The organism is Alicyclobacillus sp. SO9, assembly GCF_016406125.1.
Lineage (GTDB): Bacteria > Bacillota > Bacilli > Alicyclobacillales > Alicyclobacillaceae > SO9.
On record NZ_CP066339.1, the window covers coordinates 389,984 to 416,970 of the forward strand.

Annotated in this window: 26 protein-coding genes and 1 riboswitch; of the genes, 18 read left to right on the plus strand and 8 right to left on the minus strand. The window is 48.1% G+C overall.

Annotated features, from left to right (window positions below):
* Positions 1–25 precede the first annotated feature (25 nt).
* The gene (locus GI364_RS01665) at positions 26–604 is read left to right on the plus strand and encodes a TQO small subunit DoxD (protein ID WP_198852006.1); all 579 of its coding nucleotides are present in this window, start codon (positions 26–28) and stop codon (positions 602–604) included.
* A gap of 109 nt (positions 605–713) precedes the next feature.
* Positions 714–1,277 carry a TQO small subunit DoxA domain-containing protein gene (locus GI364_RS01670; protein ID WP_198852007.1) on the plus strand — a complete coding sequence of 188 codons (564 nt, stop codon included), beginning with the start codon at positions 714–716 and terminating at the stop codon, positions 1,275–1,277.
* A gap of 347 nt (positions 1,278–1,624) precedes the next feature.
* Here the strand turns inward: GI364_RS01670 and GI364_RS01675 are convergent, their stop codons facing one another.
* Positions 1,625–2,650: a DUF456 domain-containing protein gene (locus GI364_RS01675; protein WP_198852008.1), complete on the minus strand. Its 1,026-nt coding sequence runs from the start codon at positions 2,648–2,650 to the stop codon at positions 1,625–1,627.
* A gap of 396 nt (positions 2,651–3,046) precedes the next feature.
* On the opposite strand from GI364_RS01675, the gene GI364_RS01680 reads away from it, so the two are divergent.
* The gene (locus GI364_RS01680) at positions 3,047–3,397 is read left to right on the plus strand and encodes a hypothetical protein (protein ID WP_198852009.1); all 351 of its coding nucleotides are present in this window, start codon (positions 3,047–3,049) and stop codon (positions 3,395–3,397) included.
* Positions 3,398–3,548: 151 nt separating this feature from the next.
* Here GI364_RS01680 and GI364_RS01685 read toward each other — a convergent pair whose 3' ends face one another.
* The gene (locus GI364_RS01685; protein WP_198852010.1) at positions 3,549–4,325 is read right to left on the minus strand and encodes an EAL domain-containing protein; all 777 of its coding nucleotides are present in this window, start codon (positions 4,323–4,325) and stop codon (positions 3,549–3,551) included.
* 229 nt (positions 4,326–4,554) lie between these two features.
* Here GI364_RS01685 and GI364_RS01690 point away from each other — a divergent pair, with 229 nt between their 5' ends.
* Together GI364_RS01690 and GI364_RS01695 are read left to right on the plus strand one after the other, a co-directional pair.
* On the plus strand, positions 4,555–5,406 hold the full coding sequence (locus tag GI364_RS01690) for a 3-hydroxyacyl-CoA dehydrogenase NAD-binding domain-containing protein (RefSeq protein WP_198852011.1): 852 nt from the start codon (positions 4,555–4,557) through the stop codon (positions 5,404–5,406).
* A gap of 155 nt (positions 5,407–5,561) precedes the next feature.
* Positions 5,562–5,984, plus strand: a complete 423-nt coding sequence (locus tag GI364_RS01695; protein ID WP_198852012.1) for a hypothetical protein — start codon at positions 5,562–5,564, stop codon at positions 5,982–5,984.
* A 117-nt stretch (positions 5,985–6,101) separates the two neighbouring features.
* Here GI364_RS01695 and GI364_RS01700 read toward each other — a convergent pair whose 3' ends face one another.
* Positions 6,102–6,785: a SpoIID/LytB domain-containing protein gene (locus GI364_RS01700; protein WP_233095971.1), complete on the minus strand. Its 684-nt coding sequence runs from the start codon at positions 6,783–6,785 to the stop codon at positions 6,102–6,104.
* Positions 6,786–6,811: 26 nt separating this feature from the next.
* Positions 6,812–7,366: a hypothetical protein gene (locus GI364_RS01705; RefSeq protein ID WP_198852013.1), complete on the minus strand. Its 555-nt coding sequence runs from the start codon at positions 7,364–7,366 to the stop codon at positions 6,812–6,814.
* Between the two features lie 160 nt (positions 7,367–7,526).
* On the opposite strand from GI364_RS01705, the gene GI364_RS01710 reads away from it, so the two are divergent.
* The 8 genes from GI364_RS01710 (at position 7,527) to GI364_RS01745 (ending at position 16,262) form a co-directional block, all read left to right on the plus strand.
* Positions 7,527–9,260: an ABC transporter ATP-binding protein gene (locus GI364_RS01710; protein ID WP_198853807.1), complete on the plus strand. Its 1,734-nt coding sequence runs from the start codon at positions 7,527–7,529 to the stop codon at positions 9,258–9,260.
* 77 nt (positions 9,261–9,337) lie between these two features.
* Complete coding sequence (locus GI364_RS01715; RefSeq protein ID WP_198853808.1) at positions 9,338–11,251, plus strand: ABC transporter ATP-binding protein; 1,914 nt, start codon at positions 9,338–9,340, stop codon at positions 11,249–11,251.
* Between the two features lie 292 nt (positions 11,252–11,543).
* The gene (locus GI364_RS01720; RefSeq protein ID WP_233095972.1) at positions 11,544–11,726 is read left to right on the plus strand and encodes a hypothetical protein; all 183 of its coding nucleotides are present in this window, start codon (positions 11,544–11,546) and stop codon (positions 11,724–11,726) included.
* A 396-nt stretch (positions 11,727–12,122) separates the two neighbouring features.
* Positions 12,123–12,401, plus strand: coding sequence for a hypothetical protein (locus GI364_RS01725; RefSeq protein WP_198852015.1), 279 nt, complete (start codon positions 12,123–12,125; stop codon positions 12,399–12,401).
* Positions 12,402–12,689: 288 nt separating this feature from the next.
* Positions 12,690–15,011, plus strand: coding sequence for a transglycosylase domain-containing protein (locus GI364_RS01730; protein ID WP_198852016.1), 2,322 nt, complete (start codon positions 12,690–12,692; stop codon positions 15,009–15,011).
* A 169-nt stretch (positions 15,012–15,180) separates the two neighbouring features.
* On the plus strand, positions 15,181–15,429 hold the full coding sequence (locus GI364_RS01735; RefSeq protein ID WP_198852017.1) for a hypothetical protein: 249 nt from the start codon (positions 15,181–15,183) through the stop codon (positions 15,427–15,429).
* A gap of 43 nt (positions 15,430–15,472) precedes the next feature.
* A complete protein-coding gene (locus tag GI364_RS01740) occupies positions 15,473–15,997 on the plus strand; it encodes a hypothetical protein (RefSeq protein ID WP_198852018.1) in 525 nt (174 codons plus the stop codon).
* Between the two features lie 43 nt (positions 15,998–16,040).
* Entirely contained in the window at positions 16,041–16,262 is a 222-nt protein-coding gene (locus GI364_RS01745; protein ID WP_198852019.1) for a hypothetical protein, read from the plus strand.
* A gap of 213 nt (positions 16,263–16,475) precedes the next feature.
* Here GI364_RS01745 and GI364_RS01750 read toward each other — a convergent pair whose 3' ends face one another.
* Both GI364_RS01750 and GI364_RS01755 read right to left on the minus strand, forming a co-directional pair.
* Positions 16,476–18,626: an alpha-amylase family glycosyl hydrolase gene (locus GI364_RS01750; protein ID WP_198852020.1), complete on the minus strand. Its 2,151-nt coding sequence runs from the start codon at positions 18,624–18,626 to the stop codon at positions 16,476–16,478.
* 127 nt (positions 18,627–18,753) lie between these two features.
* Entirely contained in the window at positions 18,754–19,659 is a 906-nt protein-coding gene (locus GI364_RS01755; RefSeq protein WP_198852021.1) for a YcdB/YcdC domain-containing protein, read from the minus strand.
* 303 nt (positions 19,660–19,962) lie between these two features.
* Positions 19,963–20,049, plus strand: a riboswitch (cyclic di-GMP riboswitch).
* A gap of 199 nt (positions 20,050–20,248) precedes the next feature.
* On the opposite strand from GI364_RS01755, the gene GI364_RS01760 reads away from it, so the two are divergent.
* The 5 genes from GI364_RS01760 to GI364_RS01780 all read left to right on the plus strand — a co-directional run bounded on the left by GI364_RS01760 (position 20,249) and on the right by GI364_RS01780 (position 24,480).
* Positions 20,249–20,716, plus strand: coding sequence for a chemotaxis protein CheX (locus tag GI364_RS01760; protein ID WP_198852022.1), 468 nt, complete (start codon positions 20,249–20,251; stop codon positions 20,714–20,716).
* Between the two features lie 107 nt (positions 20,717–20,823).
* Positions 20,824–21,183 (plus strand): response regulator, encoded by a 360-nt coding sequence (locus tag GI364_RS01765; protein ID WP_198852023.1) that lies wholly within the window; start codon positions 20,824–20,826, stop codon positions 21,181–21,183.
* A 2-nt stretch (positions 21,184–21,185) separates the two neighbouring features.
* The gene (locus GI364_RS01770; protein ID WP_198852024.1) at positions 21,186–23,531 is read left to right on the plus strand and encodes a chemotaxis protein CheA; all 2,346 of its coding nucleotides are present in this window, start codon (positions 21,186–21,188) and stop codon (positions 23,529–23,531) included.
* Between the two features lie 29 nt (positions 23,532–23,560).
* Positions 23,561–24,187, plus strand: coding sequence for a sigma-70 family RNA polymerase sigma factor (locus GI364_RS01775; protein WP_198852025.1), 627 nt, complete (start codon positions 23,561–23,563; stop codon positions 24,185–24,187).
* Between the two features lie 89 nt (positions 24,188–24,276).
* Positions 24,277–24,480 (plus strand): hypothetical protein, encoded by a 204-nt coding sequence (locus GI364_RS01780; RefSeq protein WP_198852026.1) that lies wholly within the window; start codon positions 24,277–24,279, stop codon positions 24,478–24,480.
* A gap of 746 nt (positions 24,481–25,226) precedes the next feature.
* On the opposite strand, the gene GI364_RS01785 is transcribed toward GI364_RS01780, so the two are convergent.
* Together GI364_RS01785 and GI364_RS01790 are read right to left on the minus strand one after the other, a co-directional pair.
* The gene (locus tag GI364_RS01785) at positions 25,227–25,967 is read right to left on the minus strand and encodes a GntR family transcriptional regulator (protein ID WP_198852027.1); all 741 of its coding nucleotides are present in this window, start codon (positions 25,965–25,967) and stop codon (positions 25,227–25,229) included.
* A gap of 125 nt (positions 25,968–26,092) precedes the next feature.
* Positions 26,093–26,950, minus strand: coding sequence for a YdcF family protein (locus GI364_RS01790; protein ID WP_198852028.1), 858 nt, complete (start codon positions 26,948–26,950; stop codon positions 26,093–26,095).
* Between the last annotated feature and the right edge of the window lie 37 nt (positions 26,951–26,987).

A 26,987-nucleotide genomic window follows, 5' to 3' on the forward strand; every position in this document is an offset into this window, starting at 1 on the left:
ACAGACCTGAGGGGAGAGATGAAACATGGGAACTGTGGCGAGCCACATCCGGTATGAGAGTAAAGAGAGAGAAAGGTCTGAAACAAAATCTCCTGAGTTTGCACCCATGAGTTATTTATGGGCCTTACGATTTGTCATTGGCTTTCAATTTCTTTCTGCATTTATTCGTAGATACATTAATGCTCCGGCCAAGATGAATCCTGCTTCACCTGCATTTCTAGGGCACAAGTTTAGTACGTTTTACCCGCATGCGATTTGGCCGGTAAAGCCGATTCTGAGTGTGATTATCCAGCATCCCAATACGACGTTCGGGTTCCTTACCTTCTTTTCAATTGTGGAATTGCTGGTGGGCCTCTTCCTGATTACTGGAACCCTGACCAAACTTGCGGGATTTGGCGGAGCTATGCTGAGTCTTATGATTTTACTTGGATCCGGTTGGATGGGCACGAGCTGTGTAGACGAGTGGCAGATTGGCACGGTCGAGGGGATTGCTGCTATGGTCTTTATGTTTGCGGGATCGGGCAAATTTGGCGTAGACCATTGGATTCGCCGCCATTGGGACGGAAAGTTGAAGCTTGGCAAGTTTCACATCTCCCTGCTGTAGAGACGGTGTGTGAGCGTCTGCTTTGGCAACATGACCAAGAGACAGGGACTCATTTTTGATTGAACTGCCTTGATTGAACTGTCTTGACTGAAATGATGGAGGGATAACCATGACAATCCATACACCTGTGCAAGAGACAGAGGGGAACGTGGCAATAAATCCGGATGTGAAAGTTAAAAGTCGGGTACGCATGCAAGGCATCGCAATGTTACTTGTCGGAGTATTCTTCACCCTGTTCACATACCAGTACTTTCACCACGGATTGTGGGGTAAGCTGAACAACTATAACAAAAAACCCATGGTCACACTTCAAGGGACCACCATCAAGAACAATCAACTGAATCTGGCATTATACAGACCCAACGGGCCTGATACCTATGGTTCTTTTGTGGAGAAAGTTGCTGTCTCTGTACCTGGGACCGCCAATCCAGTTGAGACGTGGACTCCTACCGTGCTGGCGAAGGTTTCTAAGGGGGACATCACGAACATCTCAAAGTTTCAGCATGTCCATACAGGACCCTGGGGCCTGATTGTACCTTTGGCCGCCAAGGCTAAAGTAGACCTCCCTTTGAACGCGGCTGCGCAGTCGGCCGTGCAAAAGGCTGGCCAAGCGGTTGTCACAGTTCAGGATGTGAGCGGGGCCAAATGGACTGTGTCTGCAGCAGTGAAGTAACAAAGCCAGGTTGAACGGTTAGAGTGAGCTGATAACGGGGACTGTCCTGTGAATTGAGCACCATTGGGCGGCCCTCGTGTGATTTATATATAAGAGGCCGGCTCGCGTTCGGAACCTCACCAGAAAAACATATTTTTGAAGAAATAGATAAGTGCTAGAAGTGTCACACTGGCACTACCTGCTTAAGCCCCGACAATTCTGCAGAATCATCGAGGTAGGTGTATCCATCGTACTATCTACGCCAAAACTCTCATGCAACGGTCATACTCCGCTGTTTCTGCTTCCGGCGGTTCCACAAAACTTGCAACGCAATGAATCCGCCTCCTCGTCTTAAAGAATCCCGGGTATTAGAACAAGTGTTTGACACTTTTCCACAGAGAAACAGAATGATGTTGAACCCAAGGGACGGCATTGCCAAGATGCCCACCTATGACAGCACCGTAGTGTCCTCCAACAAAAGAGCCTACTGCGGACCCAATAAAGTCGCCAGCCGCAGCTCCAACGACCGTACCGCCACCAGGTTCAATTAGGGTCCCAAGGATACCTCCAATTACAGTTCCAATCTCCCCACCGGCACTTACACCTACTATACCCCCGGCAACACTCCCTACTGCGCGACCAGTATCATTCAGGACAACTTTCGTCTTGGTTTGAGCGGAATCGTTTGAGTGAATCTCTTTCCAGGCGTCGATTGTTGCCGGCACAACACTCACCACATCCCCCACATATCCGCCTATTTTGCTTACTTTCTCTAAGGTTTCTAAAGTTCTCGTTCGCCTAAGATATTTCATCAATTTGCGACGAGTCCCCTTAGCATTTCCGTTCTTGATCCGTTTGAGCAAATCATCAATTGAGAAATATTCGTTGAGCATTTTACCGTTCTTCCCGATACTGTCTATATATTCATCCACCTTCTTCCCGAATTCCACCCAATCTCTTTTCTCTCTTTTTCTTTGACGAGAATTTGTAATCAAGCCACCAGCTATACCGAGACCTGAGATAAGGAATATGAGCCACGGCGGAAGCGAGTGATTGTCATTCCCAAACAACCTGCTCCAGAGTGAATTTTGGTTGTTAGCTGATGCATGCTTCAAGTGAAAATGTGATTCTCGGGATATAGTCAACGTCGTAGGCCCCAACGCTAAGACAGTGACCTTCCCGCTAGCGGCATCTTTCGCTATAATCGTTGTCCCTAGAAGCTCCTTAAGAGACACTTGAGCTTGAGCAATTGAATGCTTCGATTCATCAACGGTCTGTTGCATAGTGGTTAAAATCGGTTGGACGTTTTCGCTAGGGACGGCCTTCTTGATGTTTTGAGTCCATGTGCCAATTGAATTATGGAATGCCTGCTCGGTAAGTTGCGGGCTAATCAACAAAACTTCCTGTTTTTCGTTACTACTCAAGTCCAATCGGAAGGACCAATACTTTTTCCGTTAATGGAGGACAAATTCTTATTAATTGAGTTCAACCCCTCGGAAATATACAACAAATAAGGCTGTACGGAGTTGTAGTATTGATACCCGGCCGTTCCATAATCAAGAGTTTTGAAGTGCTGACTTTCCCAATTCAATGTATCTTGTGCGTAATACCACGATTTCCATGCGGAAATCGTGGCCCTGTCATTGCTCTTAGTAACTTTCACATGAATAACGCGGGATGACATACTGCGCTATTTTCTTAAACTACATTTCTGTAACAAAACCATGTTGACTTGCATCATATCTGTGAAAGCGGAGTGCTTAGTTGGATTCTGAACAGCAGCTACGACTATGGGTTGCACAATATACGGAACGGTTGGTTCGACTGGCAGACTCCTACGTTCAAGACTTGGCCACTGCGCAACATCGTGTTCAGGACGCATTCCTAAAGGCTTTTCACAATCTGTCTTTGCTTCAATGCAAATTACACCATCTCTTACGGGGCAACGCTACGATAAAAACCATCAGAGTGTGTCGTTTTCAACAAATTCTGGAGTCGCTCTCAACGCTTATCACAATCTGACGAAAGCCATGGTAATCGACGGGACGACTATCTCCTCCCCAAGTGTCAAGACCACGACTTTCGATGGTGCTGAGGTGAAGATTTTTACGTTTCACGGTCAAGTGACAAGCAATTTGTAAAGGGACTGAAGAGTGAAAGGTAATAAGCCGAAATGAACATAACAGCGGGCTCTTCAATCAGCATCTCTGGACCTTCATTGTGAGCAGTAAATCCAGTCCAAGTGTCAAAGTCTGCCTCATCATCTAAAGCTGTTTCAGTAAAACGAGACCTCTAGATGACCTCCGGTCTGTGGAAATAATATCCTTGCGCTAGGGATGTGCCAATCTGAGAGAAGAATTGAGCCTCTTCTTTCCGCTCAATCCCCTCAGCAATGACGTAAACTCTTTCCTCGCGCCAGTAGTCGACTAGTGATGTCATCATGTGTTGTCGATAGGGGTCTGCGTCTATATGAGATACCAGTTGTCGGTCTATCTTTACGTAGTCTGGTTTTACCATCGCCAACGTGTGAAGTCCAGAGTAACCCATTCCCACATCGTCTACAGCTATTTTCATACCTGTATGCTGCAAAGTGTGAATCACGGATTCAACGTCAGTTTTAGAATAGGTGTCCAGCCCTTCGCGTTCCGACAACTCCAGTACAATCATGTCTGGGGCAATCGGAAAATCTGCTAACCAGCGGTTCCATTCTTCTGAAAACAGGGTCGACAAGTGTACATTGAGAAACACATGCCTGTTATTTCGTTTGTTCTCTGCTATTCCCGACTCGGCGAAGCGCTCCAAACCTAGCTGTAGTGTATAAACATCCAGTTCCTGACTTCGTCCATGGGAGGCGCTGAATGAAAAAAATTCTTCAGTGCTCGAGAACTCTGTGCCCAGCATAGGTCTATTTAAAATCTCTATTCCGTGGATCCGTTTGTCACACGGGTCCGCGCTCATCTGCACAATCTCTTGCTGGAAAGTCTGGAACTTCTGTTCTTCAAGGTCTGCAGTGACTCTTTGCATCTTGATTTCACAGGGAGTCAGTGATCTGCGGCGTGCGAACATCATAGACTCATCTCACTTCCTTGCCATCTCTGCTTGTCGATTTCTGTCGTAACAGGGAACTTTGACGTTAAATTCGACTGCATCACAGATGAATCCTGTTTTAAGTTTCACACATTAAACCGTGCTGGACTGGCTGGAGGAATATGAACAGCTCCTAGAGAAATATAGAACAAGCCTTTGGGAATTTTGGAATTCTTACACCTTTGCACCAAACAACAAGGAGCCAAAAAATTTGAATGTTAACAAACTTACAGTTGTAGGCGCGGGAACAATGGGTCAAGGCATTGCTTACACAGCGGCGGCGTCTGGGTTTGAAGTAATGCTTTTTGACAATCAAGCAGAACAGTTGGATAAAGCAAAGGGGTTCATGGAGGGAAGGTTGAAGCGTGATGAAGAGAGGGGCAGGCTGAAGGAGTCAAAAGAGCGTGTTCTCTCCAGAGTAAGTCTGTTTTCCAATCTTGCCAAGGCCGCTTCTGATGCAGACTTTGTTATTGAAGCAGTTCCCGAGATTCTTAGTGTCAAGCTGGACGTCTTCAAAACCTTGGATGAAGTGTGCCGTTCCACCACGGTGCTGGCGACTAACACATCGACCATGAGTCCGACTGAAATTGGTGCTGGAACAAATCGTCCCGACCGCACGATTGCAATGCATTTTTTCAATCCGGTGCACAGAATGAAATTAGTAGAAATTGTTCGCGGCCTGGATACATCTAATGAGACTTACAATCTGGCGCGCACCGTCGCACAAGAGATGGGTAAGGAAACGGTTGAGGTGAATGAATTCCCTGGTTTTATTACCAGTCGTATCAATTGTCTGGTTGGAAACGAAGCCATGGTAATGCTGCAGGAAGGCGTTGCTTCAGCAAAGGATATCGATAAGGCTCTCAGGCTGGGTCTGAATTACCCAATGGGACCCTTGGAACTGGTAGATTTGGTGGGTCTTGATGTTCGTCTTCGCAACATGCAGTACTTGCATGAAAAACTTGGGGAAAAGTTTAAGCCGGCTCCACTTCTTGAGAAGTATGTGAAGTCAGGCAGGCTGGGTCGTAAGAGTGGTGAAGGGTTCTATAAGTACGATGAATGACATGTGTTTGTCATTGCCCGTTCACATGACTTCACAATTTCTGTAGCTTTTTGTCCATAATTATGTGTCGAACATAGTGTTACATTTCGACAGACTTATGAAACTAACTCTGCTATAGTCGTTTCAGAATCAGTTTCATGTAAGGCGGGATTGTATTGGAATACAGAGTTAATGCTGGTGCGACGTTTCGAGCTTTTACCATGTTATTGCTGATTTTATTTGTAGCGGCTGATATTGCCGGGCAACCGAATCATCAATCATTAGTGTTGCATCTGGGGCTGGTAACGCTGATTCTCTGGCTGATCTTACGTTTTCGATTCATCTCACGATATCGAAGACTTAGGTTTGAATCCCATTCTCTGCGATTTGCGAAGCGAACGGTAGATGCCAGGGACATAGACTACATCTTTCTTGACGATGCAGAATGCTCCTTCAAGATTGTTTTCCGCGAGTCGCTCATTCCGGTTCGTCTTTCTTATTCAAACTCTGAGAGTAAAAGCGTGGGCCCACAAATCCGCCAGTGGGCGTCGGCAAACCATGTCCCCATACGAACAACGGAGACGGGCAACACAGAGTAATCTGTTACATGACGGGAATTCATTGAATTCATGAAATTACAGTCGCAAAGGAGTGTTTTCCTTTTGCTTTTCTGCTGTTGCCTTTCTCCTTATAGCGGTCTTTATCAGTCTGCCTGTTTAAACTGTCTGTGAATTGTGTTTTGGGTAAAACAGTCCGAGAATGGGCAGGTATTTCTTCTTCCCAGTTGTGCCCCAATACTGCGATCCCCATTGTGACATCAGGTCTGCTCCTACAAAGGACCAGTTCGGATTGTTTGGAATTCCGGCGCGATACTCCAGCTTTTTAATTTCCTTGTTTGCTGGGACATACACAAGATTCCAGGTGGCATCCACTGCTCTATTGGTTGCTGGAGTTGCAGTTTTGTACTTGTATTCTTGGAAATTGGTTGTGTTGTCTACATCGAAAGTTTTCCCGCTTTCCGTAACCGGATGTAAGGTGTGATACCATCCAAACATTTTTACGGCAATGGCACCAGCCCTCAATGCATTTTGATTCCATCCTGGCATCCATTCATTTGGCAAAACGTCCTTACAGTACGATTTGAATGATACCGTTTGAACATACAGGATTTTTCCGCTGGGATTATTGTTGGCTCGAATTGCCACGCGAATTCTGTTCGGGTATTTTGTGTTGTCAATGGTTTTCAAGGTTTGGGCATTGGCGTGTAAAGGTATGAATGTACAGAGACAGAGACTCATTAGTGCAGCCGTTCCGGTGGATTTCTTCACTGTAGATGGCTTCAACAATGCAGATACTTTGAATAACCTACGTGGTTTGAACAATGCAGATTGTTTGAACATAAACTATCACCTCGTCTCGTTTTTGCCTATTTTTCCTCATTTGGTCCCCATGGGGCATAGCCGTAATCACCTGGAACAGGAGACTGTCGTTGCAGATGCAACTGGTTCGCGTACCTGTCCACCATTCTCATAATATCCAAGCGGTGTATGTTGCCGATGCTGTAGCTTGGTTGATTTTCACTATTGGGCCCAAGTTTCTTCATCGTAATCGGCTGCTGTCCCTGTTTTATAACGGGTACGTCAAACACAACGGATTCGTTGTATCCTTTTGCTACCGCCATAGCTGTAATGGTTCCCATTTTCTCCGCTTTGTTGAATCTGGGGTCTTGTTTTAATTGCAAATTCGCTGTCCAATCTCCATGCTGGTTGGTTAGACCAGATTGAAGTACCTTTCCATCGGGATTGATGCACGAAACTCTTGCGCCTGAAATATCCTTTTGGCCCGTTGAGATGACGTGAAATGTGATTGTTTCACTCTGTGCCGACTTCAGCTTTGCATAGGTCACAGGCACTAGTGAAGATGAAAAGAACATGAGAGCTGCAATGGACAGCGTGGCTCCTGAAAGCTTGCGTTGACTCAAACGATATCGCCTCCCATGCAACGGTGTGATGGTCTAAACTGTCCAAATTGTTGACCAACCTCTGATAGGAGGTTCTCCAAGTTGAGTAGAAACATACGGGTGGGATATAGTGGAGTTTGGTAGTGAAGTAGTGAAGTGCACTCAGCGAGGAAGTGAAGATGTGTGGGAACTGTTTTGGAAACTGCTGAAGCCGTATAAGGGGGCAGTTATATTTGTACTTGTCCTCACCTTTTTACAGACACTGGCCAACTTGTATCTGCCTACACTGATGGCAAACATTGTGGACATCGGTATTGTGAAAACAAATGTGCCCTACATCGTGCATGTTGGCTTGTGGATGCTTCTGGTTTCGGCTTTAGGCGTCGCCTTTTCGATAGTTGCAAGTTATTACTCGGCTAAAGTGTCCAGCGGATTCGGTATGGTGCTACGGAATGATGTTTTTACACATGTTGAATCTTTCTCAAGACAAGGATTTGACACCATTGGTACGGCATCCCTCATCACACGCACCACAGATGACATTACGAGGTTGCAGCAAGTGCTGACAATGATACTAAGAATGATGATTATGGCGCCTATGATGAGCATTGGCGGTATCCTCATGGCTGTTATGAAAAATGGGCGACTGTCCCTGATTTTACTTGCGGTCATCCCCATCCTCGGTGTATCTATTTGGCTGATAACCCGTTCCGGCCTTCCGTTGTTCAGGCTGTTGCAGAAACGGATGGACGGACTGAATCTAGTGGTTCGGGAAGGCTTGACCGGCATCAGGGTTATCCGGGCTTTTAACCGGGAGGCGAGAGAGGAGGAGCGGTTCGACGAAGCCAATGAGAACTTGGCTGATACAGCGGTTCGCGTAAATCGCATTATGTCTCTGCTGATGCCTGTCATGATGGTATTGATGAACTTCTCAACGATTGCGATTGTCTGGTTTGGGAGCCGTCTGATTAATGTGCAGCAACTGCAGGTTGGCGATTTAATGGCCTTTATTCAATATGCAATGCAGATTATGTTCTCTTTAATTATGGTCTCCATGATGTTTGTCATGATCCCCAGAGGGGCGGTTTCGGCGGTCCGGATCAACGAGGTGTTGCATACGGATATTGATATTGCCGATCCCGTCAATCCCCTCCCACTTTCCCCCGACAGCACCGGTGAAGTAGAGTTTCGTAACGTCAGCTTTCAATATCCTGGGGCGGAAGCTGCTGCATTAAAGGACGTGACGTTTCGTGCCGAGTCTGGGAAAGTGACTGCTGTCATCGGCGGAACAGGATGTGGAAAATCTACCCTCGTGAGACTGCTGCCTCGTCTCTTCGATGCAAGCAGCGGACACATCCTTCTAGGCGGGGAGGATATTCGCCAACTGACACAGGTAGAACTGCGATCAAAAATCGGATTCGTTCCCCAACAAGCCTTGCTTTTTACAGGAACCGTAGCCGACAACATTCGCTATGGGAGAGAAACTGCTTCGATGGCAGAAATACAGCACGCGGCACACGTGGCACAGGCTGATGAGTTTATTCAGGAGATGCCGGAGGGATATGATGCCGTGATAACCCAAGGCGGAAGCAACCTGTCCGGCGGACAAAAGCAGCGCCTAAGCATTGCCAGAGCATTGGTTCGTCGACCGGACATCTACATATTCGACGACAGTTTTTCAGCTCTCGATGCAAAAACCGATGCGCTGCTGCGAACAGCCCTGTTTCGCGAAACCGGTGACGCTACGGTCATTATCGTCTCTCAGAGGGTCAGTACGATTTTAAACGCAGATAAGATTGTTGTACTTGACGAAGGCAGAGTTGCAGGCATTGGGAAACACAGCGATTTAATGGAGAGTTGCGGTGTCTATCGCGAGCTTGTGGCATCCCAGTTGGCGCGGGAGGGAACAGCGTGATGACTGGCAAAAAAGGCAGTAATGTTAGCAGCAATCAGAGCAGCAATCAGGCGATGAACCAGTCCGGGTCCGCAAGAATGAGAAATCGGGGCATGGGACCAGGGGGCTTTGGTCCACCTGGCGGAGGCATGCCGGTTCAGAAAGCGAAAAACTTCAGAGGGACACTAAAGCGACTGTTGTCTTATCTCGGACAACACCGGATGGCTTTGAGCGTTGTCTTCATTACATCTATTTTTAGTACTGTGTTTACCATTATCAGTCCGAAACTGCTGGGACAGATAACAACAAAGTTGTATTCGGGTATGATGCTGAAACTGCGAGGAACACCAGGTATGACCCTTGACTTCCCCTACATTTGGCGGATGCTGCTGATTTTGGGTGTACTGTACCTGTTCAGTGCGGTTTTCGGGTATGTCCAACAGTATGTCATGGCGGGCGTAGCCCAACGAATTGTCTATCAAATGCGAAAAGAACTGCAGGCAAAGCTGGCAAGAGTTCCGCTGAAGTTCTTCGACAATCGCAGTCACGGTGAAATCCTAAGCCGCGTTGTCAATGATATGGATAACATCAGCAGCACATTGCAACAAAGTCTAGTCCAGTTGGTCACGTCCATTGTAACGCTGGTGGGTGTCATTGTGATGATGTTGTCCATCAGTTGGATTATGACCCTCATTGTCATTGTCACGCTGCCATTTAGTTTTCTAATTACCGTCAAGATTGCATCCAAATCACAGCGCTACTTTATGGACCAACGAAAGCTCATCGGAGAACTGAATGGACATGTGGAGGAAGTGTACACAGGCCACGATATTGTGAAAGCATTTAATCGTGAAGAAGATTCCATTCGCAAGTTCAAGAGCAAGAACAAGCAGTTGTATGAAGTCGGTTGGAAAGCTCAATTCATTTCCGGAATGATAATGCCGTTCATGTCCTTCATCGGCAACATTGGGTACGTTTTAGTGTGCGTCGTCGGAGGTGTATTGGTGACTCGAGGGTCTATACAAGTTGGGGATATTCAGGCGTTTATTCAATACGCCAGGCAGTTTTCACAACCGATTACCCGGGTTGCCAACATCGCGAACATCATTCAATCTACGATTGCATCTGCTGAACGAGTCTTTGAAGTGTTGGATGAACCAGAAGACAGTGACCAGTTGATTGCCAACGAAGCGGCAAACACAGCTGCCAACGAAGCGGCCGGTGCCGGGCAGATGGTGGAGAACCTTGCTGTTCAAGGGAATGTACAGTTTCACGATGTCTCCTTTAGTTATAATCAAGATGTGCCGTTGCTAAGGAATATCCGTATTAGGGTAAAACCTGGACAATCGGTAGCAATTGTGGGTCCAACCGGGGCGGGGAAAACAACACTGGTTAACCTGCTCATGCGCTTCTACGAAATTGACAGCGGAAGCATAACTGTGGACGGTGTGGATATAGCCGAGTTGCGGAAATCCCAACTGCGCGGTTTCTTTGGTATGGTGCTGCAGGATACGTGGCTCTTTCATGGTACAATCCGTGAAAACATTGCGTACGGACGCATTGATGCAACCGAGGATGAAATTGTTCAGGCTGCCATGGCCGCCCATGCCCATCACTTTATTCTTACGCTTCCTGATGGGTATGAGACGGTCATTAACCAGGAAGCCTCAAACTTGTCTCAAGGTCAGAAACAACTGCTTACCATTGCCCGAGCCTTTCTGGCAGATCCGCCCATCCTCATTCTTGACGAAGCGACAAGCAGTGTGGATACAAGGACAGAAGTCCAAATTCAAAACGCGATGCAAGCGTTGATGAAAGGCAGAACCAATTTCATCATTGCCCATCGTCTCTCTACAATTCGCGACGCGAATCTCATTTTAGTCATGGACAAAGGAGCAATTATCGAACAGGGGACCCATAGTGAACTGTTACAGAAAAACGGTTTCTACGCGGAACTGTACCACAGCCAATTTGGGAATCAGTTCAACGATGTTTCTAGCTACGGTATGTGACGACAGGTCAAATGACAGATCATTGAGACCACTGACAGCAGAAGATATTCTGATTGGCCATCCGGAGACCGTGGTAGAGAGGTGGAGGAGAGTGCGGCATCTTGGCACTCCGTCATTAGATTGGGAGAGAATGATATGGCTCATAAGCACAAGTTGACGTTTCCAGAAAAACTACCTGGGGCTTTGAAACCATTAAAATCATTTCAGTAAATAATATGGTGTTCTCCACAAAAAAAACAAATCTCATCAATCTCTCTGCAACATTCCGCGAGTAATATATGACTCAGGAGAGATGGCAAATGTGGCTGTCGAGGCGGATCGCGAAGGTGGGGCGGCCGCAAATACTTCAGGTGTGGAGGTGGAAACGGTAATGATTGCGACGATTGGTACTGCCGCAATCCTGTTCGGTGTTGTTCTGATGAACTGGAAGTTCCGGTCTATGACAAAGCGACTTGAAGCCAAGCTGAATCGATAAACTGAGTGCACAGTTTGCCATAAATACAGCTACTGAAACGCCGGGAGGCGTTGAGAACACATATGAAACGACCAGCGGTAATTTTGGTATCAGCATAGAGCAACAGAACCAGCCCCCGACCTTACATAGCTAGGGGGCTGTTTTTATAGATTTATGCCACAGCCAATCATGTGAAATGGAATAGTGAGTATTGCAGCAGTGAGTACTGGAATAGCTTACGCTGCCGGTGTCATTCGGTTTGTTTCAATGGACAGGATTATCCGGATCGACAACGGACAGGGTTAGCGGGATCGACAAGTTTCGACGAAGGTTCTGGTTATGGGACAACGTATTCTGACACCCTTTTTGCGATGGTTGAGCTATTCTCTCTGTAAAACCGTGAGGGGAGGATATTTTGTGTCAAATGCGACGCTTTCAAGAGCTTGTGTGGAATACATAGGGCTGCTGAGACAGCATCAATCCGAACAACCGCTGGTTTTACAGCCAAACAGACCTCAATTCCAGAGGCAACGGCGGCGCCTTGGGAAGCTTGCGCTCGAAGTCGGTTGTCGGATAAAATTACAGACAAGCCTAGACTTTGATGTGATTGGTTTGCGTGCTGGATTTAAGGTGCGAGAGGAACCGGTGCAAACACCGCATCGTCCCAAGACTCCGGAAAAGGATGATTCCGTCTAGTTCGTTTTCGTTGCTTTCAGTTACTCGTATAAAACAGACCAAAATCGTGATGGCGTGTTATCAGAGCGATTCTATTTGCTCTGTGTGACTTTTTTGTCTTGTACTACTTTAAAACGCGAAAGGTGAGTATCCTCCAACTGATTAGTTCGTGTCGGAAAGACAGATGAACGACCCCCACTATCATCATTTTAATGTATTCTCTCCTACCCGTTCTTCATAAACTGTTAGTTGAATATCGCTTCATCTAAAACTAGTTTCATTTCATGCGTGCCTTGGGGAGGAACCAAGTTGAAACAAAAAAAGAAGAAATCTGGACGTAAGCTAAATGCATTGCAGAAGACTGTACTTGCGGTGACTGGTGTACTTATTTTTGCTATTGCCCTGTTCGCTGGAGGTTTTGTGGCCTACGTTGAAAGGACTCCTATTCCTGTGTCGAAGTTGGCCAGTCCGTTGGGGCCAACGGTTGTTTACGACAGAAACGGGAATGTTTATATGAAAATCGGTACCAATACTGCAGATTTGACGTATGAGCAGATTCCAAAAAACCTTCAAAACGCCTTGGTTGCTACTGAAGACCATAATTTTTGGTCTGGTTCGAGTATCAATTTAAAGAGTATTTTCCGGTCCGCCTATGTCGATCTCTTGAAAGGCAACAGGAATCAGGGTGGCAGCACCATTGAGGAACAACTTGCTAAAATTGTTTATCTGAACGATGATAAGTCTCTTTCCTATAAGTTTAAAGAGATTGCGATGGGTGTTCAGTTAAATCGGTATTTCACGAAACAACAAATTCTCACTATGTATTTGAATAAGGTTTTTCTCGGGGAAAATTCAGTGGGTGTAAGGCAGGCTGCCCTTCGCTATTTTGGCGTGGATTTAGCCAAACACCCGAATCAGCTTACACTGGATGAAGCGGCTTTGTTGGCGGGGTTGCCTCAGGCTCCATCCGGCTACGATCCGTTGGCGCATCCGAAGGCAGCCCTGAACAGAAGAAATCAAGTACTTCAAAACATGGTGAAATACGGCTACGTTTCGCAAGCGCAGGCATCTGCAGCTGAAGAGAAGCCGTTGGGTGTACATTTTCACGGGACGCCGTCCTGGAATACGCACCCACTGTTTACGAATATCCTTTTCGACGATGCAAAAAAGATTGGAATTTCACAGGCGCAACTGATGCAAGGTGGTCTAAAAATCTACACCACAATTGATCCGCAAGTACAAAGTGCGGTTTATCAGGTGTTTTGGAACAACAAGTATGACAAGGACTTCCCGGGGCCTGTAGAAGGAGCAGGAGTTTTTGTTGATCCCAAGAGCGGAGGGGTACTTGGCGCTGCACCATCGCGCAAGGTCGGATTTGCACCTTTGGGGACTAATCGCATTTATAGTAACAGTTCACCGGGATCGTCTATTAAACCCGTTATGGAGTATGCGCCAGCGATTGAATCTGGAAAGTGGACTCCCAGCTCAATTCTCGATAATCGGCCCCACGATTTTGGTGGAGGCTACACACCGCAAAACTGGGAAGGGGTGAACGGGCCGGCGAAAGTCACACTCAAATATGCGCTGCAGTGGTCTCAGAACGTCGCATCAGTGTGGCTGTTACAGCAAATCGGGCTTCAAACTGGAACCAGTTTTGCAATCAAGGACGGGATCGAATTAACAAAAAAAGACAAACAACACTTAGGTGTGGCGATTGGCGGGATGGAGTACGGCGTGAATCCCATGGAAATGGCTCAAGCATACATTCCATTTGACAACAACGGAGTTCAAATGAAAGCTCATTTGATTACCAGCATCAAAAATCAGGACAATCAGACGATGTACGCCTTTCAGCCGGTCTCAAAGCAAATTATGTCATCTCATACAGCTGGCGTTATGACAAGTCTGATGCAGACTGTGGTCAATAACGGAACGGGGACTTCGGCTCGCGTGTCCGGTTGGGGTGTTGCCGGAAAAACGGGAACAGTTCAGTATGACTCGGGGTTGATAAATAATCACCCGAACTGGATTCGGGATGCGTGGTTTGATGGATATACACCGAATCTCGTAGGCTCTGTGCATATCGGATACGATGTGTCGTCACCATCCCATCACATGACCATGTCCCCGCTGGATCCTTCGGCTAACGCGGCAAAGATCTTTGCTGATGTGGTTCGGCTCGCGGAACAAGGAAAAACGCCGCAGGCATTTCATTATACGAACAACGCTCAGACGAATGAGGCAGGTTCTACAGGCACGCAGGTGAATAATCAGACGAACAATCAGACCAGCAATCAGACGAGTAACCAGACGAGTAATCAGACGCAAAACACAGTCGATAATTCGTCAAATACAACCTCCGGCAATCAGGGCAACCAGGGCAACAGCACAGATAACTCATCGGGTGCAGGCGCAGGAAATTCGGTCAACAACGGCAACGCCTCAGGGACTCCACAGAACCCGACGGGATCGGGAGTGTCGAATACGACCCCTGGGAGCAACGCCACTAACAACACTACCTCGGGCAGCAATACGGGAGGAAGCAGTACGGGGAGCAATAGTACGTCCGGCAGTAATGCGGGAGGGACCAGTACAGAAAGCACCAGTACGTCCGGCGGTAACCTAGGTTGAGAATGACGGCTTTGGGGGGCGAATTGTGAGACATGACAGTGTGCCTACTGTGGTGCGACACAGTGAGGCTGTCCCGAAGTAAAGGAAATAGAGTGGAGAAGTGAGTAGTGAGTGGGGTGCAGGTGAGTAGCGCGGGCCCGGCGCTGGTAATGGAGTGGAGGATAAGCGTTTGAGAAACGCTTATCTTCAACATTTGGGGGTTGAAGGAGCGAATAGAGATCCGAGAGGAGCTTATCGGCGGTCCAGGGGTGCGAAAGAGGGGTGTTGGAGCCGGATAAGCATTCGAGAAGAGATTAATCTGGCGAATTTCGGTGCAAATGGTGAAATAGCGATCCGGGAGGAGCCTATCGGCGGCTGGGCTGAGGCTGAGGCTGAGGCTGGACTGCGGCTGGAGCGGCGAGTGCGGGGGTGCAGGTGAGTGGCGCGGGCCCGGCGCTGGTAATGGAGTGGAGGATAAGCGTTTGAGAAACGCTTATCTTCAACATTTGGGGGTTGAAGGAGCGAATAGCGATCCGAGAAGAGCTTATCGACGGTCCAGGGGTGCGGAAGAGGGGTGTTGGGGCCGGATAAGCATTCGAGAAGAGCTTAATTTGGCGAATTTCGGTGCAAATGGTGAAATAGCGATCCGGGAGGAGCTTATCGGCGGCTGGACTGCGGCTGGAGCGGCGAGTGCGGGGGTGCAGGTGAGTGGCGCGGGCGTAGGTGAGTGGCGCGGGCCCGGCGCTGGTAATGGAGTGGAGGATAAGCGTTTGAGAAACGCTTATCTTCAACATTTGGGGGTTGAAGGAGCGAATAGCGATCCGAGAAGAGCTTATCGACGGTCCAGGGGTGCGGAAGAGGGGTGTTGGGGCCGGATAAGCATTCGAGAAGAGCTTAATTTGGCGAATTTCGGTGCAAATGGTGAAATAGCGATCCGGGAGGAGCTTATCTGCGGCTGGGCAGAGGCTGGGCTGCGCCCGGAGCGGCGAGTGCGGGGGTGCAGGTGAGTAGCGCGGGCCCGGCGCTGGTAATGGAGTGGAGGATAAGCGTTTGAGAAACGCTTATCTTCAACATTTGGGGGTTGAAGGAGGGAATAGCGATCCGAGAAGAGCTTATCGGCGGTCCGTGGGTGCGGAAGAGGGGTGTTGGGGCCGGATAAGCATTCGAGAGGAGCTTAATTCGGCGAATTTCGGTGCAAATGGTGAAATAGCGATCCGAGAAGAGCTTATCGGCGGTCCAGGGGTGCGAAAGAGGGGTGTTGGAGCCGGATAAGCATTCGAGAAGAGCTTAATTTGGCGAATTTCGGTGCAAATGGTGAAATAGCGATCCGAGAGGAGCTTATCGGCGGCTGGGCTGAGGTTGGGCTGCGGCTGGGCAGAGGCTGGGCAGAGGCTGGGCTGCGCCCCGAGCGCCCCGAGCGGCCGGGCAGCGCCGAACGGCCCCGGGCAACCGGATCGGCCCGGGCGTCCAAAGCACTCTGGCACTCTAGTACTGCCAGTTGACAGTGACATCGCTTTCCGTGCTTGTCGGGGTGGTATAGGTATGGTTCGATCCGTTTTCCCACACGACACTTCCGCCGGCCTGCAAGTCGAAGAACTTAAATTGAAGATTTGTGTTGGCGGGAACACTGGCCATGGAGAACCAAGTTGGATTGTTGGGATCGAGCAAGGGTCCCCACGCTGAGGTGGTGGTGTTCGTTCCAAGGCCTGTATTTGTACTCCAGTTGCCAAGCTCGGGCGTGTTTCCGCTGAGGTAAATGTTGTCGCCATAGCTGGTTGGGTAAGCGTTGGTGACTTTAAAGTTTACGGGTACCTGTTTGCCGCTGAGTACACTGAAGACAATGCCGTTTGATGTCCCGGAACTGGTAACTACAGATATGTTCTGGTTGCCTGGCGTGACGCTGGGCACTTTTACCTGGATGGACGTATTGCTCCAAGACACTACTTGGGCAGGAGTGCTGCCGAAGTTGACGGTGCCTTGAGTCGAGCCAAACCCATCGCCGGCGATTGTGATGGTGTTGCCTGCTTGGCCGTTGACGGGATCGACATTGCCAACTTCAGGTTTGGAAGGTGCAGACGTGTATGACCATACGGCAGCTTGGTTCGGCCCGAGGGTGAAGGCATTGGCAGGGTTGTTGCCGCTTGAACCACTGTTGACGGTCAGACTTTGGCCGCCCATCAGTCCGCCGAGAACGTCCTGGTACGTACCGCTTGGCAGGGCTGTATCCAGTCCGGTGATATTGTAGGAGGTTGTGGTGCTCTTGTTGACGGCTGTCAGAACAACGGAATTATAAAACTTTCGTTCGTAAACGTAGACATCGTTATTCATCCACCTTTGCGTACTTGTGCCAAAGCGCAAAGCTGGATTCTGTTTGCGCAGGTTGGACAAATCCTGCGTGATTTTGTAGGGAGTCGTGGTCTCGCTCCAACTGTTCATCATGGGGCGGTTGTACGGGTCTCCACCGCCGTTGGTGTCATTGTGGAGGTATTGTTCGTCTCCATAGTAGATGTCCGGAATTCCTTGCGCGTTTAACTCAAAGACGAGCGCGTCGTTGAAGAGGTTTTTGTTGTTGTTCACACTGAGAAAGCGCGGTTCGTCGTGGCTGTCGAAGAAATTGACTAATTGGTTTGGATACGTGAATTCCGTTGCATCCTGGTTGATGGCGTCATTTAGTTGGCTCATGTTGGCGTTGTTGGCAAAGACGCTGCGAATCGCATTATTCAAGTTGAAGTTCAATAGGGAAATTCCAGTCGTGTTTGCAAATTTCACTTCTTCCGGCCACAAGGTCGCACTGGAGTCGTCGGCCCATTCGCCAAAAATAAATGTGTTGTGATTGGTGTATACGTGGTTGGCGAAGGTTTTCAGCCAGCCTGCAGGCATGTGTTTGACTGCATCCAAACGAATGCCGTCTACGCCATGACTCATCCACGTGTCAATCGCTGACTTGAGGTACTGGTCGACATTAGGATTCCCTTGAGACAAATCGGCCAAGTCAAACAGGTTCTTGTACTCTACGTCGTAAAGGTTGTTGTAATTCGAAATACTTCCGTTGTGATGAAAATATCCATTGGGGTCATTTTGGTAATCAGCGAGTTTTGTTCCGTTATCGTAGAGTGCGCCATATGCACCGGTATCGTTGGGATTCGTATGGTTGGGTGCGTAATCGATAATGACCTTGATGCCGTACGAATGTGCTGTCTTAACAAGGTTGTCGAAGGCACTCCAGTCTCCGAAATGGGGCTCTGGTACCATAAAATCCATACCCCAGTAGCCGTGGTATCCTGCTTCATCCACGCCGTTGTAGACAGCCGGTACATTAATGTTTTGATACGGGGGTGAAATCCATATGGCGCCTACGCCCATGTTCGCGAGGTAAGGAATTTTGTCTGCAATACCTTGCCAGTCTCCTCCCCAATAGAGCTTCCAGTTGCTGTGATTGGCACTGAACAGATTGGGGCTCGATGATGGATTATCATTGCTTGTATTCCCGTCATAGAAGCGATCGGTGACAACTTGGTAAATCACTTTGCCTGTGTAGTCTGATGCATACGCAGGCGTTACGGAAAGTGAGACAGCAACCACTGAGAAGAGCAGTGAACTTCCCAAAAGCTTGCCGAGTTTTCCTTTCATTTTCATTTCATTTCTGACCCCTTCCAGATCAAAAATACCCCCTAAATTGACTGGAACTGACCAGTCAGTTACGGGGTTGTTGTGCAAAGTCTCCACAATGCATGGCCCTTAAGTTGTTGTATTCTGTACATTCCTACGCTGCCGGATTTGGATTTTCGTGACCTAAATTCCTCCGGCCAAACTTGACTCCCGCCCCAAACAGGGCACTGGCCAGGAGCACCGATGCAACACCCACTGTCGTCCACTTGAACCAGGCCTGCTTGTAGATTGGGATGTGTACAGCTACGGATGACTGCTTGCTGTTTGGCGGTGTCACCAGCGTTCCGTTTTTGGCGTAGAGAGCTACCTGTCCGCCTTTGGTCTGAACGAGATCGAGTAATTGAGGAGTCTTTTTCCACGGCACCATGTAGTAAAACAAGGTTACGTGCGGACTGGAAGTCAGGTAATTGTCAGCGTGATTGATGATGTTTTGCTGTGACAGTACGCCTTTCTTCTCCGGGAACGCCACGCTGTTTGACCAGGTACGACTGTACGATCCGATGGATCCGTTTTTATTGACGGCTACCTTGAAACCGTTGGCCGGAAACGGGATGCCGTTGGCAACTCTGGTAAAACTCACAGTAAATTGGGCACCTTTTAAAACATTTGGATGCAAAGGGTCCAATTTTACGAGTTTGGAATGAGACGGATCCAGTTGTTGAATCAGTTTCCGGGCAATGGCCACAGCCTGTTTGTTCGTGGTTTTTCCTTTGGCAGAGGCCGCAGTAGCGATGGAAGAGAACCGCTCAACTGTTCCGGACATAGACACAAGTGCAGTGGAACCGTTTGCATATAAAATGTTCCATTCCGGCAGCTTTTGTTGATTGGAGATCTTTGTGGCTTTCTCAACAGATCCAGGGTGAAATGCGTTGGAAACTATGTTTTCCGCTTGTTGTTTAGAAATTTGAGATGCAGCCTGAGATGTGCAAACGCTTGCATTAACTGCCGCAAAAAAACCGAGGATGGAGAACAGAGCCCAAAACTTCGCCTTTAACCGCAATATGTTCACCTCTTTTCATTTTAAGTTCAAAGTAAAGTTGAAAAATGAAGTTGAAAAATTGAATGCAAGAAGTCGATGGATTGTCTTGTGAGACGTTCAGTCGATGACGCAGAAGTTTAAGACAAACATTTGACTCTTGTAACATCACTACCATAAAACAAGTCGTTTGTAAATAGGTCTGCGTTTGAAGAGGTTTGTGCTCAAACGGTGAAAACTGAACGGATCCCCTTTTAAAATAGGTCTTGATAAATGATTTTAGTTGACAAAATTCGATAAATCATGCAGGATAATAGAGATAAAATTTCAGAAAAACGGCATACCAATGGAAACATTGGGGCGCAAAGCTACGGGGCTAAGGGACTTTTGTACTATGCCGGCCGAGTTGCCTGAGTATATTTACTCTAAAGATGCGCCTGTGTTTGAGGCGCTATTTTTTATATCCAAATCCTTGGGAGATGAATACAGGGCAACTGCTGATAGACTACGTCGTACATAGCACTCATACGAATTTAATGCTCAGCTTCCCAGCGTAGTCATTATCGTGACAAGACAATTCATTCTACTCGCAGCACGAGGGAGGCATATAGAAATGGGCGGAAATTCGGCCTTATCGTCGGTAGTGACGGAGATTTTAAACAGCACATTGGACGCAGTGACCACAGTCATTTCATCACCAGTCAATCTTGGAGCTCCAGAATTACTGAAAAATGCTATTCACCAACCGGAAATGGGCGTCTTAATTGGCATTGCAGGTGACTACCCAAGCCGGCTCATCATTGAAGCGAAACGGGATGTCTACTCCACACTGGCCGCTTCGATGTACGGAATGGCTCTAGAGGGAGAGATGCTGGAGTCATTCGTAGGAGAAATAGGAAACATGGTTGGCGGAAACATGTGTACCAACATGTCAGAACGAGGAATGCTGCTGGAGGTAACGCCGCCTACGGTTTTGGTCGGGCAAACCAAATTGAGCGGGTTTCATACAGCCTTGTCAGTGGCGGGAACGGTAGAGAGTGTGGGTGACATGAGAATTAGCCTGCTCATTACAGAAGGTTGACGAGTTGGTATCTATATACAAACGCCTGCTTCGCATTGTGCGAGTCAACCAGCGGCGACAATGATAGATGGGGTAACAGAATAATTTTGTTCAGGGGGTAATGGGTGATGGCCAATGTATTAATTGTAGACGATGCAGCCTTTATGCGGATGATGATGAAAAACATGTTGGAGAAAAATGGATTCACCGTTGTGGGTGAAGCAGCCAACGGAAATGAAGCGCTTGAGCAGTTCAAGGCACTTAATCCGGACATTGTCACATTGGATATAACTATGCCGGAAAAGGACGGCCTGACGGCGCTCAAGGAAATTCGACAACTGGATCCGAATTCCAAGATTATTATGGCATCTGCCATGGGTCAGCAAAACATGGTGATTGAAGCGGTTCAAGCGGGCGCAGTTGACTTCGTCGTGAAGCCCTTCGAAGAATCCAGAGTTGTCGAAGCCTTGAAGAAGGTTGTGGGCTAAACATGAGCAGTGAATATCTTTCCATGTTCATTGATGAAACCAGGGAAAACTTGCAGTCGTGGTCCGACGGCATCCTGGAGATGGAACAATCACAGGACGATGCGCAAGTACCAACTATCTTCCGGGCGGCTCATACCATCAAAGGTATGGCTATGACCATGGGATTTCAGCGCATGGGGGAGATTACACATCGGGCAGAGAACCTCCTTGACGGCATTCGACAAGGGAGTGTCGAGCTTTCTACGGATGTTGTGAATGTGTTGCTGCAGTCACTCGATGTCCTTGAACAACTGCTTGACGGGATTGAAGAAACACAAGTTGAACCAGAGACAGATGTCCGGGAATTGGTGCAGGCGGTTGAGCGGCTCGCCAATGGACAAACACAGGCTCCGAAGGAAGTCTCTGCAACAGCGGAACGTCAAGTGCAGGAGATATCAGTGGACACATCTGGTACCGCGTCCGCGCAGCTTCAGGACTCAATTGAGTCCATTGCACGGAAGGCCATCGAAAAAGGCTACCAAGTCTATGACATCACCATTGGGTTTGCAACAGAGTGTATCATGCCAATGGCAAGATGGGCTCAGGTGTTGCAAGGCCTCAATCAAGATGAGCTGTTGTCCACCAATCCTGATGCTGCAGTACTTGAAACAGGAGAACATACAGGAGATATTTCGTTTGTTCTGGCAACCAAGGATGATATTGAAGCCATTGGTAAGCGTGTTTCATCAGTAACTGAAGTGGAGATTCGGGTTTTACAACAGTGGACTGGACAAGCTGGTCTGACAAGTGATCAAGGCAGCCTGTTACCCCAGGAAAAACTCTCTAATGAAGACCACATCCTGACTGCTGTGGAGGCAGCGTTGTCCCAGCAAAAAAACGTGTATGAAGCAGGGGTTCGGTTGTACCCGGATACAGCCATGAAGAGCGCTCGTTTGTACATGTTGTTCGAAGCTGTCGGCGGACAGGATAGACTCCTATACACTTCTCCTTCGATGGCCGACATTGACAATGAAAAACTAGACACTGATGTGTTGTTCATTATGTGGTCGGACAAGACGGAAGAAGCCGTTCGTGCCATGCTTGAATCTGTTTCCAGTGTTGCAGAAGTTGCGGTTCGGAACTGGACGGCAGACAGCACTACTGTCGCTGAAGGCACGGCTGACGCGGCCAAGCAGAAAAGTGAAGGGGCTTCTTCGTCAAAATCGAAGCGGAAAGCCTCAAGTACAGTTCGTGTGGATACCGAAAAACTGGACGTATTAATGAACTTATTTTCAGAATTGGTCATTGACAAAACCAGGTTACAAAAGATTGAACAGGATTTGGGCCACACGGAACTGGGCGAGACCGTGGCGCACATGAGCCGCATCTCTAATGAACTTCAAGAAATTGTCATGAGTATCCGTATGGTCCCCGTCAGTACCGTCTTCCACCGTTTTCCCAGAATGGTTCGCGATACATCACAGAAACTGGACAAGCAAGTCTCTTTTGAAATGACAGGTGAGGAGACAGAACTGGACAGAACTGTTGTTGAAGAAATCGGCGATCCCATTATGCATATGCTTCGCAATGCGCTCGATCACGGTTTAGAATCCTCACAGGACCGCATATCCGCCGGTAAGCCTGTCCAAGGCCACATTTTCCTTCGCGCTTATTCTTCAGGAAACTCCGTGTTTATTGAAGTTGAGGATGACGGCGGCGGCATCAACAGAGATGCAGTTTTGTCACGTGCCATAGAGCGGGGCATCGTTGAGGACGGGAGAGCAATGAGCGATGAGCAAGTCTATCAACTCTTGTTCGCTTCTGGTTTCTCCACAGCGGAGACTGTGACAGACTTGTCTGGCCGCGGTGTTGGCCTGGATGTCGTGAAGTCAAAGATTGAGTCGTTGGGCGGACGCATTGAGATTCAAAGCGAACTGGGAAAAGGAAGCAAGTTCATTATTCAACTCCCTATGACTCTGGCAATCATGCAAGGCCTCATGGTGTCCGTCGGCGGCTCCCCATACCTTCTGCCGCTTAGCAGCGTGTCTGAAGTTGAAGCGGATGTGTCGGTACAGACCGTGAGCGGACAAGAAGTGTTTAAGTGGCGAGACGAAGTCGTTCCCTTGGTTCGAGTCAACTCTGCTTTTGGCATGGATAGCGGGAAGGACCAGTACACCATTGTTGTACACAAAGGAAATCGTAAACTCGGCTTGGCAGTGGACGATGTGTTAGGTCAATCTGAAGTTGTTCTGAAGCCGCTTGGATCTCGGTTGCGAGAAGTACAGTGGTTCTCCGGCGGTACGATTCTGGGCGACGGAACCGTTGCACTCATCATGGATCCGAACTCCTTCTTTGAGAACGCAGTATAAAGAAAAATGTAATGTAGCGGGTGATGAAGATGTATATAGACGAGAAGGCGATATCGGCTAAGACCAACGACCAAGACCTACAGTATGTTATTAAAACAATGGAGTCTGAGCTCGACTGGCTTGTCAACAAGTTCATCAGGCAGTGGCCTGTGGAACGCGATGAGATTAAGCAGTGGCTCCGGATTGAAATTTGGCACGCCGTGAAAAAGTTTGAGCCAAACAAACTCTCCTTTCCGGCGTATTGTCGGTTTGTAGCCTCAAACCATATTAAGGCTCGTATCCGTCGTTACATGTACAGCAAGAAATCCTACGCCAATAGAACGGCAATTCGGCTGGATACAGAAGAAGAGGAAGGTACCTTCGAGTGGGTCCTGACTGAGTTGCCGAAAGCGGGATCGGCTGAAAGTGGTTTTCTGCGCCGCACCGCACTCTCCTCCGTGCAACAATACTTAATGAACGGAGATTTCACCACTCTGGAGCGCGATTGCTTGAAGCTATTCTATATCCATGGATACACCTACGAAGAAATACAGAAAATTCTCAAACTGCAAAGTAAAAAATCCATCGATAATGCTTTGAGAAGAGGAAAAAAGAAGATTAAGTGTAAACCGGAAATGTATAACACCTATCAGGAACTTCAGGTCCTGCCAAACTGACTGCCAGCCGAACTATGGGGCGGCCATAGGATGTTAGGTTAGGTTACGTTCAGAAGGATGGAAGTTCGGAAGGATGGAAGTTCGGAAGGATGGAAGTTCGGAAGGATGGAAGTTCGGAAGGATGGAAGTTCGGAAGGATGGAAGTTCGGAAGGATGGAAGTTCGGAAGGATGGAAGTTCGGAAGGATGGAAGTTCGGAAGGATGGAAGTTCGGAAGGATGGAAGTTCGGAAGGATGGAAGTTCGGAAGGATGGAAGTTCGGAAGGATGGAAGCAGGCTGGCGGAGTTGTTTGACCGAATTAGTCTTTATTTTCGCATGATTCCGCTTTATTTCTCCTTTTGTGTACCTTTTGTTCCTAATTGAGTCGCGAAGAGGGTGCGTCTGACGCAGGCACCCGAACAGTTGCAGGCGGTCAGATTCATCGAGTCTGTTTTTGTCACATTCACATTTGCTTAGTGATCCTTTTGATCCCTATCACAATATCCGCTAACTGATAGTGATCGATTCGATCCCTATGGCCAATGGCCGATTTAGAATAGGGATCCCGATGCTCCCTATTATCCACGCTGCATTTTGACGCTACCCAGATTAGTGCGCATTTATGACACTAAAGTTTTCGGCAAGTGGCATTAGGGATCATTGCGATCACAATTGCATCGCGGCTTGGAGGATTAGTGATCTTTTCAGGCACTAACGGCCTTGCAGGCAAGGCGCGTAGGCGAGGCCGGCAGGCAAGGGGCGCGGCGGGATTCCCGGGATCGCCTGGGCCGCCGGGAGCCAGCGTGATCGAAGGAAAAAATAAGCGGACGAATTGCCTTTATTAACTGTAGTCGCTACAGTTTCGCTGAATACCGAATGATACGATTGAATAAGTGGGTTTGATTGTGATTGGCTTTTTCTCTGCACGCCCAGAACTAGAGGACATTGGCATAGGTGTGAGAACTGTTGGTGGAGACTTCCTGTTGCTGTAAGTTTGGGAGCCCTGGGACATGCCCAGTAACTCCAGATCCTCTTTCCGCTTTGCAGAGGGAACAGCAAGTCACCATCTTCGACGGAAAATTTCTAAGCGAAAGCGACTGGGAAGGAAATAATCTTCAGAAATCAGAAGCGGAAATCCTTTCTGATTCAGATGTACCTGATGAAGGTGCAACAACGCGGTTTCCGGAAGGACTTCGAGTTTTTCTGCAATGCCTTGCGACGGGTGTCCTACGTCAATTGACGTGTCAGCAGTCGTAACGATTTCACGAAACTTTGTCTCTAAATAGACAAAGAGAGATTCACCCATGTCGGCCTCATTTGCAGGCATATACTGAAGCGGCAAAATATCTACACAGTGCATTACTGGAACATCGTCCGCGGTACGAATACGGCGAATTACGCCTACTTCTTCCATATCCCAGTTCTTTAACAGCTCTTTTTCCTTGCGAGTGATAGCACGCGTTGAAAATTCTACATTCTTTGTACCGGGTTTGTAGCCATGCTTTTCTATCCATTGCGTAACACTGACCAAGCTCTCAAGTCCGCCTTGGATTCTGGTACTGACAAAAGTACCAACCCCTCGTCGTCTTTCCAAAACGCCGCGCTGTATTAAATACGAGACGGCTTCACGCAGTGTAGCCCTTGATATGCCGAACATTTCCGATAGTTCATCTTCGGACGGGATCTTTTCGCCAATGTCCCATTCCTTTGTCGAAAGTTTCTGCTGTATTTCTTCTATCACTTGTAAATATAGCGGTTCTCTATGCCCAAGCACCGAATACACTGCCTCATTTCTCAACAAAGTGGAATCCTCTTTATATTGGCTCAAATTCAGCCGGGAATCAATCAGAGACATAAATTAATGACTAGTCCACTCCGTGATCAGCTCAATCGTTGGCTCTGTGCCCGACGGTCAAGCTATTGGGATTACCCAGCTATTCTCATTTTTGCCGCCAGAATTCCTACATACTCATGGATTGCCGTTTCCGTTATTTTGAGCGCGTCAGCAGACGGGAAAAAACTGTTGTAGCTAATGGATTTGTCTTCATTAGCGTAGTAACCACATGGGAAAGGAAGAACCTGTACACCTGCATTCCTAAAGTCCAACACCGCACGGCGCATGTGGTATGCGGAGGTGATTAGTATTGGATGCGACAGGCCAAGGTGCTTCAAAATTGCCTTGGTGTGAATTGCATTCTGCCTCGTATCAAGACTGTGGTTGTCTATGAATACACGGTTAGAGGGGACTCCCAGACGAACCAAATTGGCCTTCGCAATGAGTGAAGGAGAGGTGCCGTCGCGGACAGGCAAACCCGTTAGAATAATAGGCAATTGCGTCTCCTTGTACAAAAGGGCCGTTGTTAACAATCTATTGGCGCCATCTCCCGAAAGATTGCCTAATGAGGTAATAGACGGTGTACCAAAGGTTGCCCCGGCCCCGAGCATTACCAGCGCGTCCCCATTCAGCGTTTTGGGAGGACTGTAGCTCTGTTCCAAGGGGCGTATTAAAGCATAGGCGACGAACGAGGTAGAAGAGAGGTAGAGAATTAAGGCAACGGCGATGACGAAGGATGCATAGACACGGACTCTGAGGAATCGCCCTTTCGGCAGGCGTATGGACGGTTCGTGGCGAGAGTTTGCGTTGTCTGTCGGTGCAGAGTTGACCGCGTCCCTTCGCTTGCTTGACCACAATATGGATGCCGCTGCAACCAGCAGTAAAACAATAAACAGTCCTGGCAACAAGAAGAGGCTCTCAATGAATTTTACGATGTAAAAGTAGAACACCTGTATCACTCTTTCTGCATGAGGAATGAAGAGTCAG